7 protein-coding genes are annotated in these 19,016 nt (G+C 32.0%); all 7 read left to right on the top strand.

From position 1 onward, the window contains the following. The first annotated feature begins 192 nt into the window (after window positions 1-192). The 7 genes from HMPREF2782_RS08385 (at window position 193) to HMPREF2782_RS08355 (ending at window position 18,741) form a co-directional block, all read left to right on the top strand. Window positions 193-1,161 carry an alpha/beta hydrolase gene (locus HMPREF2782_RS08385; protein WP_257244393.1) on the top strand — a complete coding sequence of 323 codons (969 nt, stop codon included), beginning with the start codon at window positions 193-195 and terminating at the stop codon, window positions 1,159-1,161. Window positions 1,162-1,505: 344 nt separating this feature from the next. Then, on the top strand, window positions 1,506-14,666 hold the full coding sequence (locus HMPREF2782_RS08380) for a SpaA isopeptide-forming pilin-related protein (protein WP_070642332.1): 13,161 nt from the start codon (window positions 1,506-1,508) through the stop codon (window positions 14,664-14,666). A 152-nt stretch (window positions 14,667-14,818) separates the two neighbouring features. Continuing rightward, window positions 14,819-15,994, top strand: coding sequence for an iron-containing alcohol dehydrogenase (locus HMPREF2782_RS08375; RefSeq protein WP_070642330.1), 1,176 nt, complete (start codon window positions 14,819-14,821; stop codon window positions 15,992-15,994). A 101-nt stretch (window positions 15,995-16,095) separates the two neighbouring features. Continuing rightward, a complete protein-coding gene (locus tag HMPREF2782_RS08370; RefSeq protein WP_070642328.1) occupies window positions 16,096-16,368 on the top strand; it encodes a type II toxin-antitoxin system RelB/DinJ family antitoxin in 273 nt (90 codons plus the stop codon). After that, entirely contained in the window at window positions 16,365-16,643 is a 279-nt protein-coding gene (locus HMPREF2782_RS08365) for a type II toxin-antitoxin system YafQ family toxin (RefSeq protein WP_019118594.1), read from the top strand. Before HMPREF2782_RS08370 ends, HMPREF2782_RS08365 begins: the two co-directional genes overlap by 4 nt. Before the next feature lie 72 nt (window positions 16,644-16,715). After that, window positions 16,716-17,510, top strand: coding sequence for a glutamate 5-kinase (gene proB, locus HMPREF2782_RS08360; protein WP_070642326.1), 795 nt, complete (start codon window positions 16,716-16,718; stop codon window positions 17,508-17,510). Then, complete coding sequence (locus HMPREF2782_RS08355; protein ID WP_070642324.1) at window positions 17,479-18,741, top strand: glutamate-5-semialdehyde dehydrogenase; 1,263 nt, start codon at window positions 17,479-17,481, stop codon at window positions 18,739-18,741. The genes proB and HMPREF2782_RS08355 overlap by 32 nt, the downstream gene beginning before the upstream one ends. Window positions 18,742-19,016 lie beyond the last annotated feature (275 nt).

Raw genomic sequence — 19,016 nt, 5'->3', positions numbered from 1 at the left:
TTAAGTAATAGGCAAAATTATTATATCACAATGAGATTTTTATTTTGAAATTATAAATTAAAAAGTTAAAAAATTATTTAAATTAGATTAAACTTGTAAAAATATGGCATTTATTTGTGAAAAAATTTGTGGATTGAAGAAAATTTTTCTATATTGTATAATGAAATCAATATTATTTTGAGGAGATTAATGATGAAAAATAAAGTAAAAATAATAGTAGGAATTCTTTCTTTGGGATTGATTTTTGGGGGATGTAAAAATGAAAATAGTAAGGAAAATCCTTCATCAGATCCTACAATTGCATATTCTAATAAGAATTCAAATAAATCAAACGAAGAAAAAAATAAAAAATCTGATGTTGACAAAAAAGATCAAGGAAAAGTTGTTGATGGGTCAATAAATTCTGAAATTTTAAAACAAAATTGGAAATACAAAGTTTATTTGCCAAATGGCTATGATGAAAAAAGCGATGAAAAATATCCAGTTTTGTATATGCTCCACGGTTTTGGCGGAAATTCTTCTTCAATTCTTGAAAAATCAAATACAAAAGATATGCTAGATAAAATTATGAAAGATAAGGAAAACAAAATGATTGTTGTCTTTGCTGATGGATTTTCTTCATTTTTTGTAGATAGCGACTATGATAAAAAAATGGAATCAGCTATAAAAGAGGAACTTATAAAAGAAATTGATGGAAAATATAAGACAGATGCAAACAAAACAAAAAGAGCAATAGGAGGATTTTCTGTAGGAGGATATGGGGCAGCAAGCCTTTCACTAAGAAATCCTGATTTGTTTTCAAAAGCTCTTTTGATTTCCCCAACTCTTTGGGACAAACTTGATGAAGATAGCCTAATTAGAAGAAATTATATGGCGTTTTCAGATGGAAAGCAAATGTGGTCTGATGAAGTTTATAAAGAAAAATTTCCTTCAAATTTTATAAATGAAAATACAAAAGATATTAATTTTTATATTAGAGCAAGCGAAGGAGATTCAAAAATAAACATTGAAGATATAGAAAAATTCAACAAAGACTTAGAAAAATCTGAAATAAATACACAATTCAAAAAAGACGGCAAAGAATTCGACCACGATTGGGATTATTGGAATAAAATTACAGAAGAGTCTTATATGTGGGTTTTGGAACAATTTAATAAATAAATTTTTAAAAATTCTCTTGATTTGAAAAAATTAAGAGAATTTTTTTTATTTGAAAAATTTTTCATAATAATTTTTCATAAAAAATAAAATCATCAAAATTTTAAATTTATATTAATAATTTATTTAAATAACATATCTAAAAAATATTGACTAAAAAACTATAAAGTTATATAATTAATTATAATTAGAAGTGTGTAAAAATTAGGAAATTTCAACTTTTAATTTAAAAAAATTATAACTAATTTCTTTAATTGATTATACTGAAAAAATTAGATTTCAAAGCTAATTAAAGAAGAAAAAATATTAATTATAAACAAAAATCGAATTTTCAAAAAGGAGTTATTATGAAAAAGATTTTAAGAAAAATGATGTCATTTGTCATGGCTGTTTTTATGGTTTTACAAGTGATGTTGCCAGCTTTTGCAAGCTCATCAAAAGCTGAAGAAGAAAAACCAAATTCTATAAAGGGATTAGAGGAGATGAAAGATGATACCGATGTATATTTTTCAATCCTAAAATCACAGGAAATTTATGACAAAAGCAAAAAGAAAAAGGACGAGGATAAATTTTCTATAGCAATTTCTATGCCCGATACCACTTCGCAATTTAGGCTTATAAAAAGAAATGACCTAAAATTGTATGAAGATGGATATTTTGATACAAACGAAAAGGCAAGCAAGGAATATTGGCGAGTAAAAGATATGCTAAATTCCCAAGGTCTTGACCTTGATTTGGAAATCATAAAAGAAGACCAAGGCTATAAAATTGTAACAAAAGACCAATTAGAAAAGCTTGAAGAAGACGAAAATAAGAATATTTACGGTCAAAATTATTCCTACATAGATTTAAAAATAATGGATGATTTTGATTTTAATGAAAAAGGAATTCAAAAATTATTTGATGAAGATAAATTATTATTTAACTTAGAATTCATAAAATACACAAGCATAGATCCTGATTTCGAACTATACGAAAAAGACGAAAAGGGAAATTTAAAAATCAAAAACCATGGGGATCTTTTTGCCCTAATTCGTGAAGATAAAATAAAATTATATAATACAAACTCCTTAGAAGAAGATTACAATAAATTAAAAGCTTACAAAGAAGAAAAACAAACCGAACAACAAAAGGCTAAGGATGAAAAAGAGCAAGAAAATGCTCCAAGCCAAAGCCAAGAAGAAAAAGTACAAGATGAAAAATCTTCTTCTAATAAAGAAAATCTTTCACAAGATAAAAAAGAACAAAAAAACAAAGAAGATACAAAAGAAAATAAGGAAAGCAATACAGAAGTCCAAGTAGAATCAAAGGAAAATACAAAAGAGAACACAGAAAATAAAGATAATAAAGATTCTACAAAAGAACCAAAAAAAGAAGAACCAAAAGAAAAATCTTCACAAAAAACTCAAACACAAGAAAAAAGTGAAGATAAAAAAGAAAAGAAAACTACAGAGAAAAAAGGCTTGTTGCCAAAACTTAGAATGTTATTTTTAGGTCAAGACGAACCAGCAAAACCAAAGCTAGCAAAAGCAGACGCAAATGCCTTAGCCGATAAAAAGTTCACAATAAACACCCGTTTTGATACATCAAATGCAGGTGGACCAATAAAAAAAGATCAATACTTTATAATTCATCTAGATGAAAAATTAAAAGTAAATGACCCATCAACCTTAAAACCAGTTAAGCATAATGGGCAAATTATAGCTGAGCCAGAATACGAAGAAAAAACAAATTCTATAAAATATAAAATTATAAAAGATATTAATGATAATATCCAAGAACCATTAAGCATCGAAGTTGACTACAACACAGACAAGATAACAATTGGCGACGATGGAACTTTTACAGTAACAAATAGAGTTTCAGGACCTGGGGTAAAAGCTCCAAAAAATCTTGTCCCACAAAAAATCGACAAAAATGGAAACCCAGCAGGATCTATCATAGAACCAGACAGAGATGATGTAATCAAAATCATTGACGATGAACATGGAAATTATCAAGTCCCAATTGATATAACAGGAGAACCAGTTGTAGAAAATGGAGAAATGGTTGGAATAAATTGGAATATGAAAGTTCACGCCGACCAATCTTTAAGTGCTCTTGGCTTTATGGCAAACTTTACAACAGTAGAAGGATCAGGACTTGGAAAAATTGAAAAGGTATTATTAAATGGAAAAGAAGTTACTGCTACTGACCAACTTAAAGATGCTTTGGGAATAGTTGATTCAAAACACCACAAAGTAACAGATAATACCCAAGAGGCTTCTTACAGTTTCTACACAAAAGTAACAAACAAACAAGAAAAATATATGGTAGATATATCAGTTTTCTTGAAACAAAAAAATAAAGCTGGTGCTGTAAGATTTGTACTTGACCAAGGCTATCCAAAAGAAAAAATAGAAGAGGCAACCCCTACAAGAGTTGGAATAAATAACAGAACTACAATTCAAGGAAAGTTTTTGGCAAATGATAAAGCTCAGTGGACAATCACAGATGCCATCTCATCTGGAGATGAAACAAACGATGGAATGCCTCTAGCAGACAGAAAACTTGACGGCGATCAAACTGTAAAAAGTGGTAAGAGTGCTGTTTATGGATTAGACGAAAATGGTAATATGGTTGTAAAAGAAAATGAAAAAGCCATTAATTCTATTCCATCAAAAGAAACTGCCCCTGCTGGCACACAAGCAGTAGGAAACATTGCAGTTTATAAATTAGATACACAACTAACAAATTCAGATAAACCAAGTAATTACAATATTTCAGGTGTAAGAATTTCTAAATTTAGAGATTTATACATCGATCAAGTATGGAACTTCCCAGTAGATGGCATGAATATGCCAGGACAAAAATTTATCGCAAAAGATAAAGACGGTAACACTCTAGGCGAAGTCCATGTAGACGAAGGAACTTCTGGACAAACCACAAGATTTGTCACAATTCCTAACGCAAGATATTGGGATATTGATGAAAATTCTCACAAAGCTTCAAAAAGAGAAAATAAAATTGAACAAAAATTCGACAAAGATACTGTAGTGGCAACAGACGGCAAAACATACAAGTACAACGAAAATGCCAACTACTACCAAATCGATACAAAGAGTCAATATATCCAAAACTCTGCTATTGATATAACAAAACCAAATCCTGTTACTTTTACAGTAGTAAAAGTTGATAGCAATGATCCAAGTAAAAAACTTGAAGGAGCAAAATTCAAATTACTAGGCGACAACCAACCATCAATAATTACTGACTCCCAAGGAAAGGCAACTTTTAATAATGTTCTTCCTGGAAGATACACTTTAGTAGAAGAAAAAGCTCCGGCAGGATATAAACTAGACCAATCACAAAAAACTATCAATATATCAGAAGATGGAGATATAAGCGTTGATGGTAACAATATCCAACTAGGTGGAGGAAAAAATCAGACAAAACTTGTTCAACACGACGGTTATCCTAACTGGCCAGACTATATGAATGCTATGCATTATGGAAAAATTTCTGACAACGGCGATTTAGAATTCTATCTTTATCTAAAACCACAAAGCAATAATGGTGGTGGAGGAACTAATAGAAATACAAGACTTAATATTTCTATTCCAGGCGTAAACATTACTGATGTAACAGCATATGACGTATCTCCAGGATATAGAAATAACGTTAAATACAGCATGGAAGAACAAAATGTCGATGGATTCATTCCTTTGCTTGGAAATAATGTAATAAATACAGCAAATAATAACAAGATTACAGGTACTCCAAATAAAACAGATGCTTACACAGGAAAAACTGGCTACCAAATCTACTTCCCACAAGAAAGATTTGCAAATGACTGGGGATTCTTGGTAAAAGTAAAAGCTAATATTGGAGATAAACAATCTGTAAGTTTAGATTATGATTGGTTGACAGATGAAGATACAGCAAACCAAACAAATCTTACTCAAAAAGTAGCATTAAGCAAAAGCACTGGAGCAGATGAACCTAACCAATTAATAGTAACAAACGAAGAATTTACAAAAAGTCCAATTACTATTACAAAATTTGGAGATACATTTGATAACGAAGGTAAAAGAAACAGACTTCAAGGTGCAGAATTTGTTTTAAAAGACAGCACTGGAAGGACACTTGCCAACAAATTTACTGACGATAAAGGTACAGCTGATTTCGGAAAATATCCACCAGGAACATATAGACTAGAAGAAGCTCAAGCTCCAGATGGACACCAAAAAAATGGCGTATATTTTGAAGTTGTAGTTGACGAACAAGGCCAAGTAAAATACAATGCAAGGTTTGAAGATGGAAATGGAACACCAGAAACAGGACGTGATTACTATATAGAAAAAGGCGAAGAAACTGAAACTACAAACAAGGCTACTGTTACAAATGTTAGTCAAAGACTTGAATATCTAGAAAACGAACCAGGAGATATTGGTGTAAAAACAGGAGTATGGGAAGCTTATTCCTATGAATCATTAAAATACCACGCTGATGTTACTCTAGATAATTCAGCACCAGGTACAAGATTTGAAATTCAATTTGATAGAAACTTCGACTTTACTCAATACTTTAGTGAATTTCCTAAGGTAGTAATAGACGGTGTAGAAGTTGCTGATCCTTATTTCGATTACAATACTAACTTATTGACATATGTATTTAATGAAAACTCAAAGGGAGGTACAGCTACAGCTTCTATTAACCTCAGAGGTATAATTCCAGATAAATACTATGCTAAAGAAACAGGACAATATCCATTTACAATAAAGGTAGCTCCTGGAGTTGCAAATGTTGGTGGAAACCCAGTATTAAACAAAACAATAAACGCTGACTATGGACGCCACCACTCAAAGACAGGCGACTCTAACCAATCATATTACTTTAGAGATGTATATCAAAAAGAAGATGGCAAATGGTATGTAACAGTTCTAACATATCTAAACCCACTTGGACTTGATTATAGTGCAAAAACAGTCAAATATAACTGGATTACAACTGATTTTCAATCAAATCGTATAGCTGAATGGTCTGGTAAGGGTTATAAACCTCTATATGAACTTAATGATGTAAAAGTATATGGAACAGATTATGGAACATATAGATTAGGAGATATTCCTTTAAATAGGTATATGCCTTTATCAATGGGTATAAGACCAGAACAAGAACCTAATATCTACCACTTACTAGCTCATCAATCTATAAATCCAGCTCAAGGATTAAATAGAAGAGAAAACGACATAACAATAAAATATGATCCAAATCAAATCACAACTAGTGATAAATTAAATGCTAAGGCTCCATTAACAATACAAACACCAAAACCAAAAGATAAGGGTGGTTATGTAGTAGAACAAACATTTAAGATTACAGACATCGAACAGTTCAACAAAAAATGGAGAGCTTTCTTAATGAATGATGGTAATCTTACATCAGCCTTTGCATCTAAAGCTAATGTCAACACAGCCATAGGAGATCAATCTGGCGGAGAAATACCAAAATATTATAAAGAAGTAATTGGTTTAATAAACAACAAATACACTCCAGGATCTTTTAAACTTACAAAATACGACGAAGCAAATCAAGGAAAGAAACTTCCAAACGCAACCTTCGCATTAAAAGATGAAAATGGAAAAGTAATCTATAGAACATCAGATGCAAACGGAGTTGTAAACTTTGAAAATATTGCACCAGGAAGATACTCATTAGAAGAAACCAGAGCACCAGAAGGCTATAGCCTTACTAATAAAAAATGGCAAGTTACAATTTTAAATGACGGTAGCGTTAGAATAAGAGAAACTTCTATAATAGGCGAAAGTAAGTTGTACACTGGAGATAATATTAATATCCAAGTTTCAAATAGGCCAGCTGGACAAAAATTTAGAGTTTACAAAAAAGACGGAGATGGCAGACCACTTCCTGGAGCAAAATTCAGAATTTCTGATCCAGATAATACTGATCCAAATTTCCCAATAGAAGCAACATCAGATTCAAATGGTATTGTAGAGTTTAACGGAACTCCTAAAGATAATAAAAACTACGTCCTTGAAGAAGTTGAACCACCAACAGGCTACAACAAACTTAACAAAAAATGGGTTCTAAGAGTAGAAAATGGTAAGGTAAAAATCTACAACTATTCTGAAAACGCAGAAGGTGGACAACAAGTTCAATCAATCCTAGGTAAAGACGGCGTAGAATGGGTAGATGTCAAAAACAGAAACACATCCGGATGGTCAAACTATGACAACAGATGGACAGGTTGGGCAGGCAACAACCAAAACGCTCAATTCTTAGGTACAAGAATTGTTGGTATAAATAAAAAAGATAATTACGTTATCCAAAGATACGTAATAAATCCAGAAGCAAGAAATATTGCAGATAAAACAACTGCATCAATCCACAGACAAGCACTAAATGATCCTAATATGGATTGGTTTAATGAAAATAATTTTGATAAAACTAATGACATCAAAATATTCAAGCTAGACAAACCAGTCACAGGACTTATCTCTGATATAAGACTTGCAAACTACAAAGCAGAAGACATTTCAGCTAGTGTAACAAAAACAACAGAAACTGCAAGATTTGGCGAACCTAATAGATTAAAATTAGATATTCCAGCTACAGATAAGCCAATAGTAATCGATGTAAAAGTTCCATACAAAGACGCCAATGGCGGAGTGGGAACAGGCATGGATTGGATTAATGGAAATCAAATTTATTGGAAAGCAGATTTCTATGAAAGAGTATATGACATCAAGACCACAGGACCTACAACAGGAACAACTGGAACAATCCTAGGTTCTTATGTAGGAGAAGACTCACTTTATGTAACAAACGACATCAAAACTTACGGCTTTAAACTTAAAAAATTAAAAGAAGATAAAACTACAGTAATTCCAGGAGCAGTCTTCAAACTAACAGGTCCAGAGCCATTAAAAGACGAAAGATTTATGACTACTGGAAAAGACGGTATGATTTCTTTCAACGGTTTAAAACCAGGAAAATATAAATTAGAAGAAGAAAAACCAGCACCAGGTTATGAAAACCCTAATACAACTTGGACGGTAAGAGTAGCAAGTGATGGAAAAGTATATATTAAAGACGAAAATAAAGCTACTGATCCGAAAAAATCAAGTGTAACAGTATCTACAAATGCAAATATAGCCAGAAATAATCTAATGAGAAGATTACAAATAGCAGGCGCAAACACCGACCTTGAAATCAGCGGAAATCTAGTAGATACACTAAATCCATTAAGAGCTGGAAATGGTTGGGAAGTTGTAGATAATGCAAGTTCAACTCAACCTAAAATGCGTCAAGACTATAGTGACTCTGATTATGATCAATTAATCGACACAAAGATTATTGAAATAGACAAGGCTAATAATAGATACAAACAAGTATTTATTTATAAGCAAGGTGTAAGCGCTAAACGTAATCGTGAAATAAAATTCCACAGAGCCTATGGTAATTATGGCATCATGCCTAGTGAAGTTAAGACAAGAGTTTTCCAAGTTCCTGAAAACACAAGTCTTGCTAATATCAACGAAAGTTCAGATATAGATAAAATATCAAGTAAGACAGATATATCTTCAAAAATTAGATTCACTTCAGTAACTGAAGACAAAATCAACAAGATAAAGACTACGAATATAACAACCTTATATCCAGGAACTATCCTTATAGAAGTTGAAACTAACTATATAGAAAACCAACCTATAGGTTTAGGTTCAAACTATGATTTTAATACAAGTTCTCAATCTGCATATGGTCATAAATGTTGGTTAGAAAAATCCTATGCTAACGAAGCTGGTGTTCCAGTAGTAAAAACCACTGTTAACCACACAATAACATTTGATGGAAATGGTGGAAAATGGCACATGGATCCAGTAACAGTTGAAGATGGTAGCCAATACGAATTACCAGGATCTTCATTTATTGCACCAGAGGGAAAAGTATTTGATTATTGGCTAGTAAATAGAGAAAAGAAAAATCCTGGAGATAGAATTACTGTAACAAGTGATTTAACAATTCAAGCTCAATGGAGAGATAAAGCTCCAGAGCAAGTGACTATTTCATTCAGTGCTGGAGAAGGTTCTGGCACAATGGCAGACGAAAAAGTAAATGTTGGTTCTAACTATACATTGCCAGCTAATGGATTTAATGCACCAACTGGAAAAGAATTTAAAGCTTGGTTAGTAAATGGAGTTGAATATCAACCAGGAGCGACAATACCAGTTAATGCTGATACTACAATCACAGCTCTTTGGAAAGAAAAAGCTCCAGAAACTTATAATGTAATAGTTCAAAAGCCACAAGAAGGTGGAACAATTACTGCTGAACCAACTTCTGCAACAGCTGGTACACAAATCAACTTGACTGTAACACCAAACGAAGGTTATGAAATCGAAAGTGTAACAATGAATGGGCAAACTTTGACAGCTGATACTGATGGTAAATATAAATTCAAAATGCCAGCATCAAACGCTACAGTTTCTGCAACATTCAAGCAAAAAGAAGAAGGGCCTAGTGAAGGCGAAATTGAAATTCCTTCTGATGGTTTTGCTCAAATTACTAACAAGCAAACAGGTCTTGATTTAAAGATTTATAAGAAAGCTTCAAATAGCGGTAATAAGCTTGAAGGTGCTTTGTTCACAATCAAGAAAACAGATGAAAATTTTCAAAATCCAGATACAGTTTTTGGAACTGTAAAAGGCAAATCAAACGCTGATGGACTTGTAGAATTTAAGGACAAAGATGGCAACCTACTTAGATTACCAGTTGGATACTATCTAATAGAAGAAACAGCTGCACCATTAGGTTATAGAAAGCCAAACGCTCCTTGGAAAGTCCAAGTTGTTGAAAAAGATGGTAAATTGGTTGCAAAATATATAGGACCAGAAGAAACACCACAAAGCTTTATAGAAAAAAATAAAAATCTTGAAATAAAAAATGCAAATGGTGTAAAATATGCAACAAAAATCACTCACATTGATACAGAATCAAGATCATTTATACAAAGAGTATATATTGATACAAGAGGAAAACAAGGAACTGTCAACGTTCAAATCACTCCAAAACACAAAAGAGAAGAAATTGACAGAGCTGGAAAGCCACCAGTTACAATCAAAGAAGGTGTAAAGACTGCTTACAGATCAACTTATAAGATAAGTGGAATAAATGGCGATCCAGACCAAGCTCAAATGATTAAAATCTTGAATGACTATGACGTAGCTACTCCAAACGTAACGGTTGTAAACACAGCAAGATGGAGACCATTTGATTGGGGATTTGACGAAGACCAACTAAATCTTGAACCAGGTGTATATTATATCGACATTGAAGGATTTTATGATACTTCTATTATAGATAGGAATGTTACTAATGAAGTAAGGATAAACAATAGTTACAACTTCATAGATAAAACTGGAGCTGTAACTGATAAACCAGTCCTAAAAGATCCTTATAAATTAACAGAAAATGATATACCAGATGAAGATTTAGGTAAGATTGATATTGATATTAAATTCTTCGATGGTGCAAGAGAATTTAAACAACAAGTTTACAATAGCAAAACAAAGGAATTTGAATCTAAGAAGTTTGACGGAGCATCCTACCAAGGCGGTATAGAAGCTCTTAGACAATGGTACGAAGACAAATTGTATACTCAGTATATTAACCAAGGATATTCACAAGAAGTCTCTAGAGAATATGCAAAGAAATATGCAGATAAATGGTCTCAAGAACATCCAGACAGTCAAAAGTATCAAAACTTTGTAAGTAAGAAGGCAAAAATAAATCAGACTGATACAAATTGGTTTATAGGAGGTATGGTATCTCCATCACTAGGTACACCATCTAGTACAATAAGTACAAGTATGGACATTAACTCTCTATACTCATCAAATAAATCAAACGTAGTTCCTCAAGAAGGACTAGATATAGAAAATGATGCTGAAAGATACAATATCACTTTCTCTAAACACGGTAAAGAAACTGATACTTCTAAATTAGAAGATATTACTAAGAAAAGACTTGAAGGAGCAGTATTTAAACTTGAAAAGAGAGTAAGAGAAGGAATTTACGAAGAATTAGAAGGCTCTTATGTATCATCAGCCTTCAACGGTTACTTTGGATTTAGGGGACTTGAACCAGGACGTTACAGACTAGTTGAAGTTCAAGCACCAAAGGGTTATAAACCAATAAATGGACCACTTCTATACTTCTCAGTTGAGACAGTAAGCTTGGTATCACAAAAAATCGTAGATCCAAGAACTGGGGAAGCTATTGATGTCAATACAGTAGAATTTTATTTCCCAAATAATGCAACTCCTTACAAATTTGAAAACTTAGAAGTCCACGATCCAGTAACTAATGAAGTTATTAAGTTTATGAAGGCTAAAAACGTTGATCTAGATACTACTAAGATAATAGATCCTACAGATTCTACAAAGAAAACAGAAGTTTCTTTGAAGGATTTAAGTATTAAGTTCCCAGGAGAAATAAAGAATAAAGAAGGGGAAACTATTAAGGACACTTACAAAATAAGTGAAATCCAAATTACACCAACTTCTAATGGATATATTTCTCTGGAATATGACAAGGCAAATGGTGTTTACCAATATATCAAAGAAGACTCAACCACTGAAAAAGATGGATTGTTGGTAGACTATGTAACAAGCGCTACTGCCAAAAACATGGGTAAAATCGTAAACGAAAAACCAGGGCAAGGTGAAATCACAATTAAGAAAATTGACCAAAAAGGTGATGCAATAAAAGCCACAAATCAATTACCTGGCGCAAAGTTTAGAATAACCAACAAAGAAACAGGAAAAACTGAAGATGGAACAGTTGGTGCAGACGGTACACTTAAATTCACAGGCTTAAATATAGGTCATTATAGACTTGAAGAAATAGAATCACCTAGTGGCTATATCAACAACAAGCAAGTTTGGAACTTCACAGTAGGTGGAGAAGACTTAGACCCATACGCAAAAGATGCACCAAATAAAAGAAAAGATGTATCAAGTAGCATAAAATTATCTGAATCTAAACTAAGCGTACTAAACCCAGATAGCAAAAATAAAGGCTTACTATCTGATAATCAAGAAGAAATGCATCCACACTTTGGAGAAGTATTTGAATTTGATAACAAATACACTATTGATTCCAACCTAAAGATCAATCCTGGAGATTATTTCGTACTAAAACTAAGCGATAATATTGACCTCCATGGAATAATGGAAACAGATATTTCTAACCTTGATATAATTGCAGATGGAGTAGGTACAATTGCTAAGGCTGATTATAATAGAAAAGAAGGTACAATAACTTATACTTTCACTAATTATGCTGACACTTATAATCTAGTAGAATTTTCTAATAAGCTAAAAGCCTATATCAACCTAAATGAAGTACCAAAAGCAGGGCAACAAAGTATTGAACGTGGAGTTGTCGGTCATAAAATGATAAAAGATAACATCAATGTTGTATATGATTCAATGACTGCAAGAGAATTGTATCAGGGTACTGACGGAAAAATGTATGAAATGACCCGAAATCACCTTAACCTTGGATCAAAGATTATTAAATTTAATCCTGATACTGGCGAATTTGTTCATTACTACTATGTAAATAGAGATAGAAGCAATACTCCAAGGTCAAGATTCTATTACTCATCTGACCAAGATATTGAAAACTTGAATATTGATTACTACTATCTTGATAGTAATGCAAATCTTGATGAGTTAATGCCTTTATCATTTGGTGTAAACGAAGATGACCCACGTCTACCTGAACCTGTTAGAATAAGATCAAGGTCATATCTAGGTGCAGGGCAAGAAGAAAGCATTGGATTTACTAATGGTCTAAATTCCAATTCATCCTATATCATCAAAGTTACGGGTAGAGTAGTTGGAGAGGATAAAGACGGTTATGTTGGTCATGGTATTCTTGAAATGATAGATAATCCAACTCGATACGTTACAAGATGGGATAAGCAATACTTCTTTAGAAATGAAGCTACTGCAAAAGCAAACCTAGAAATTCAAGCTGTAAACCCTGAAAATAAGATTAAATTCATAAAAATAGACCAAGATAGGAATCCACTAGAAGGTGCAACATTCCAGCTTTTCAAAAAGAATAATGATGGAAATTGGGATGGTCATGGTCAACCAATTACAACTGGAAAAGATGGAATAGTCGAATATTCTAAGCTTCCAAAAGGTGAATATCAATTAAGAGAAACAACAGCACCAGATGGTTATGAAAAACTAGAAGGAGCAATCTTAGAATTTGAGGTAGATGCCTCTGGTAATATCCACCGAAGTAAAGGAACTAATGCTACAACCGATCCAAACAAACAACCAGTATACGTTGACGAATCAGGTAGTATTGCAATGCCAATAGTCAATAAAAAACCACAAAAAATTCAATTTGAAAAAGTTGATGCAAGTGAAAAAACGACTAAGCTTGAAGGTGCAGAGTTTGAAGTTTGGTATAAAGACAATGAAATAGACGAAAAATACACTACACAGCTTAAGGTTTATAAAAAGACTGTTGATAATAAAACTGAAATGCTTGTATTAAAAGAAGGCGACAATGTTCCAGCTGGATATACACATGTGGAAGGCGATAAATTTGTTACAGGTAAAGATGGTTTAGTTGAATTCAATGTACTAGATAATGGCTATTATGCACTTAAGGAAGTTAAGGCACCAAAGGGTTATATTAAGCCAAGAGACATCGTAAAAGAATTTGTTGTAAAAGATGGCAAAATTCAAGAAGAAAAATTCAAAACTGAAATGGATGTTAAGAAAACAACTGGATTGAAAATGGCTAACGATGTATTCAAAAAATCATATACTACTAATATGACTTTGAGATTTAATCCAAATCATGAGGATATAACTTATGTGAAAGATAATTCTAAAATAACATTATCAAATCTACCACTTAAGTCTGAAATTTGGGATAATAAATTTAATGCTAAGGAACCATTGAGTATAACAGCTTATCTAGTAGACGGTGATAATAAAGAATTTACTACGAAGAAATTCACTTTAGATTTAACAAAAGATTATGATACTAGTTATAAAGGTTCAAAGACTATTGATCTTTACTCCTTAGTAAAAGAATTAGAAAATCAAACTACTGACGGAGATATTAAATCTAATAAGACTATAGTATTAACTATGAGCACATCTCTTTATCTAAAATCCGAATTAGATATTAAATCTAATATTGTAATAGGTGATAAGATAAATGAAGACAGAACATTCCACATAGAAACTAAGGGCGATGAATATGTAGATCATAGCTATAAATTCACTAAGATGAAAGAAATTGATAGCACAAAACCTATTGAGATTGAAAATAGAAAATTATCTCTTCCATTTACAAGAGGAATTAGAGCTTGGATTGGATTTACAATTATAGGACTTGTTCTTATGATTCTTGCGGCTTATTATTACAACAAAAAGAAAAACAAGGCGCTAGAAATTGAAAAAAATTAATAAAAATTAAAATTTAATTTGTAAATTTTAAAAGTTTTAACTGACTTTATTTTGAGTTTTTATCAAATTAGAGTCAGTTTTTTTGTCTAAAATTCAAATTTATATTTATTAGTTTTGGGTAAGTATTTACTAGAGAAAATAAAGGAGGATTTATGTTAGATTTTACTTATAATATTCCAACAAAAATACATTTTGGAAAAGACGCTCTTGATTTTGTGGGAGAGGAAGTTAAAAAATATTCTGATAAGGTGCTTATCACTTATGGTGGTGGATCTATCAAGAAAAATGGAGTTTATGATAAGGTTATAAAAGAGCTTAAAAATTCTGGAGTTGAAATTTTTGAGCTTTCTGGAATTGAACCAAATCCAAGGATTGATTCTGTAAGAGAAGGGGTCAAAATAATTAAGGAAAATAATATTGGGGCAATTCTTGCTGTTGGTGGTGGTTCTACAATTGATGCGTCAAAATTTATGGCGGCTGGTGCTTGTGTAGATTTTGATCCTTGGGAATTTATTTCCAAAGGAAAACCTATGAGCCCAGCAATTCCACTTTTGTCAGTTCTTACCATGGCTGCAACTGGTTCTGAAATGGATAATGGTGGGGTTATTACAAATCCTGAAACAAAAGAAAAACTTTCATCAGGCCATCCTGATACCAGACCAAAAGTTTCATTTTTAAATCCAGAAATAACATATTCTGTAAATGAATTCCAAACAGCTTGTGGTTCTAGTGACATTTTATCTCACATTTTTGAATCCTATTTTAATGTTGATGATTCAATGTTTATGCTTGATAGAATTATGGAATCTTTGATGAAAACTGTAATAAAATATGGTCCAATTGCCATGAAAGATCCAAAAAATTATGAGGCAAGGGCAAATCTTATGTGGGCATCATCTTGGGCAATCAATGATTTTATTGCAAATTCTGCAAAGGCTGCTTGGACAGTTCATCCAATAGAACACGAACTTTCAGCCTTCTATGACATAACTCACGGTCTTGGGCTTGCAATTTTGACACCAAGATGGATGGAATATGTTTTGAGTGAAAAAACTGTTCATAAATTCTATGATTTGGGAGTAAATGTTTTTGATATTGATAAAAATCTTGACAAAATGGAAGTTGCAAAAAAAGCTATAGAAAAAACAAAAGAATTTTTCTTTGATACCCTTGGACTTGATTCAAATTTAAGAAAAATAAATATAGACGATGAATATTTTGACAAAATGAGCAAAAAAGCCTGTGGCAAAAACGGCAAAATAAATGGTTTTGTAGAACTTAAACCTGAAGATGTGAAAAAAATTTACCAAATGTGCCTTGAGGATTAATTTTATTTTGAAATAAAAAAACATGATATTGCCTAGGCAATATAAAGATTTGTGTTGACAAGTAATACAAAAATGCTAAAATCTTAGTAAGAGGTGATAGTATGGCAAATGCAAATCTAAATATTAGAACAGAAAAAGATATTAAGGAAAAAGCAGAAAAATTATACGCTGAGCTTGGCTTAAATATGTCAACTGCTATTAATATGTTTTTGAGGGCAAGCATAAGGGAAAATGGAATTCCCTTTGATTTAAAACTTGATAATCTAAATAGACAAAGCCAAAATGCAATAGAAGAAGGAAGAAAAATAGCTTATGATAAAGATTATCCTTCATATAACAATATGGATGATTTGAAAAAGGCTTTGGAATTATGATTTATAAAATTAAATTTACAAGTAAATTTAAAAAAGATTTAAAACTTGCAAAAAAACAAAATAGAGATATTGAAAAGTTAATGGATGTAATTGAAAAACTTGCTAATGATGAAAAATTGGATGAAAAATATAAGGATCATCCATTAAAAGGGAAATATTATTCTACAAGAGAATGTCATATTGAGCCAGATTTTTTGTTGATATATGAAAAATTTAATGATGTAATGGTCCTATCTTTACTAAGATTAGGAACACATTCTGATTTATTTATTTAAACCACCCTGCAAAAGGGTGTTTTAAATTGCTTATTTTTGTGTTTTCTTATAAAATATAAGAGGTGAAAAAATATGAGAGAATTTAGTAATGATTTAAAAAAAATAGTTATAAAAGTAGGTTCTTCTTCTGTAAGCCACGAAAATGGTGGGGTTGATATTGAAAGAATTGAAGAGCTTGCTAAGGAAATTGTAAATTTGGAAAACAAGGGCATTAAGGTGATTTTGGTTTCATCTGGTGCTATTGCAACTGGGGCGAATAGGCTCAATGTTAAAAGACCTAGAAATGATATTAGCAAAAAACAAGCCACAGCTGCTGTTGGGCAGGTTACTTTGATGAATACTTTCCTCAAAGCTTTTGCGGAATATGGGTATTCTATCGGGCAGATTCTTCTTACAAGAATGGTTGAAACTAACGAGGTTATGAATTTTAATGCCAAAAATACTATAAATGATTTGTTGGAAATGGGAGTTGTGCCAATTGTAAATGAAAATGACACGATTTCTACTTACGAAATTGATTTTGGGGATAATGATACCTTGTCATCGGTTGTTGCAAAATTGGTTGATGCTGATTTGCTTATGCTTTTGTCAGATATTGACGGGCTTTATACGGATGATCCAAGAATTAATAAGAATGCAAAATTAATCAAAGAAGTTAATGTGATTGATGAAAAATTAAGGTCAATGGGTAAGGATTCTTATTCAAATCTTGGAACAGGTGGCATGGCTACAAAAATTAATGCAGCCAACCTTTGTATGGAAAAGGGAATTGATACGGTAATTGCAAATTCAAAAGATTTGAAAAATATTAGAAGAATAGTGAAAGGAGAGGAAATTGGAACAATCTTTAAAAGAAAAATTGACTAAAATGGGCGAGCTTTCCAAAAAAGCAAAAAAAGATTTTGTAAAGCTTTCAACAAAAGATAAAAATAAAATTTTGGAAAATATAAAAATTTCCATGGAAAAAAACAGGGAAAATATTCTTGAAGCAAACAAAAAAGACTACGACAAGGGGATTTCCAACAATATGGCAGAAGGTCTTCTTGATAGGCTTAAACTTGATGATGAGAGAATTGACTCAATGATTTTTTCAATTGATCAAATGATAAAACTTCCTGATCCAATTGGAAAAATGACTGATGTGAGAACTCTTGAAAATGGACTTTTGATTGGGAAAAAATCAGTTGCAATCGGAGTTTTGGCAATGATTTATGAGGCAAGGCCAAATGTAACCTTGGATGCGTCAATTCTTGCTATAAAATCTTCAAATTCCATAATTTTAAGAAGTGGAAAAGAGGCAATAAATTCTTCTCTTGCAATAGCAAAATCAATCAGAGAAGGAATAAAAAACACAGGCTTTGATGAAAATATTGTTCAAATAATTGACGATACAAGTAGGGAATCATCAACTGAACTTATGAAATTAAATGGCTATGTAGACTTGTTAATTCCAAGAGGATCAGCGTCTTTGATAAATGCAGTTGTAAAAAATGCAAGCGTCCCAACCCTTGAAACGGGAGTGGGAAATTGCCATTTGTATGTTGATAAGTACGCTGATATTGAAAAGGCGATAAAAATTTTTGAAAACGGCAAAACACAAAGAATAGGCGTGTGCAATGCCATTGAAAGTTTAGTCGTTCACAAAGACATCGACCAAAGTTTTTATGATGGATTAAATAAAATTGTAGAAAAATACAAATTAAAAGTCCATGCTTGTAAAAATACAATAGGAAAAATAAAGGGAGCAATTCCTGCAAGTGAGAAAGATTATGGCAAAGAATATTTGGACTACGAATTTTCAGTAAAAGAAGTAGAAAATATAGATTGTGCAATTGACCACATTTACAAATATTCCACAGGCCATTCAGATGCAATAATCACAGAAAAAATAGAAGAAGCAAATAAATTTATCCAAGAAGTGGACTCAGCCTGCGTTTATGTAAATGCCTCAACAAGATTTACAGATGGATCAGAATTTGGATTTGGAGCAGAAATAGGAATCTCAACCCAAAGACTTCACGCCAGAGGACCGGTTGGATTGAATGAGCTTACAACATATAAATATGTGATTTTGGGGCAAGGGCAAATTAGGGAATAATAATCTTTTTTAAGATTATTTTAGAAATTTGAGTTTTATCTTTTAATAAATTACTATTTTTATTTAGTACTTCGTTATGTTAGGGCGGAGGAAATGGGGGAGTTTCGATTCTCCCCCTTTTTCCTCCCCCTAACGACCCCCACTTTTTTGCCCCCCTGCAACCGACCATTGCATGGAGCTGGTTTTGTAAGAAGCTAACGCTTCTTTCAAATTTTTGAAGATTGATTGCCATTTAAAAATAACTATAAATTCAAGTGAATTATTAGAGAAAAAAT

The sequence above is a fragment of the Anaerococcus sp. HMSC068A02 genome (genome assembly GCF_001811125.1).
Taxonomy (GTDB): domain Bacteria; phylum Bacillota; class Clostridia; order Tissierellales; family Peptoniphilaceae; genus Anaerococcus; species Anaerococcus vaginalis_C.
The sequence above is the reverse complement of the archived record's forward strand: the minus strand, read 5'-3'. Positions and strand labels throughout refer to the sequence as shown.

Bases quoted from the DNA above. Each gene is read 5' to 3' on its own strand.
- HMPREF2782_RS08370 (WP_070642328.1), top strand. From the start codon at position 16,096: ATGGCAAATGCAAATCTAAATATTAGAACAGAAAAAGATATTAAGGAA.
- proB (WP_070642326.1), top strand. From the start codon at position 16,716: ATGAGAGAATTTAGTAATGATTTAAAAAAAATAGTTATAAAAGTAGGT.
- HMPREF2782_RS08365 (WP_019118594.1), top strand. From the start codon at position 16,365: ATGATTTATAAAATTAAATTTACAAGTAAATTTAAAAAAGATTTAAAA.
- HMPREF2782_RS08375 (WP_070642330.1), top strand. From the start codon at position 14,819: ATGTTAGATTTTACTTATAATATTCCAACAAAAATACATTTTGGAAAA.
- HMPREF2782_RS08385 (WP_257244393.1), top strand. From the start codon at position 193: ATGAAAAATAAAGTAAAAATAATAGTAGGAATTCTTTCTTTGGGATTG.
- HMPREF2782_RS08380 (WP_070642332.1), top strand. From the start codon at position 1,506: ATGAAAAAGATTTTAAGAAAAATGATGTCATTTGTCATGGCTGTTTTT.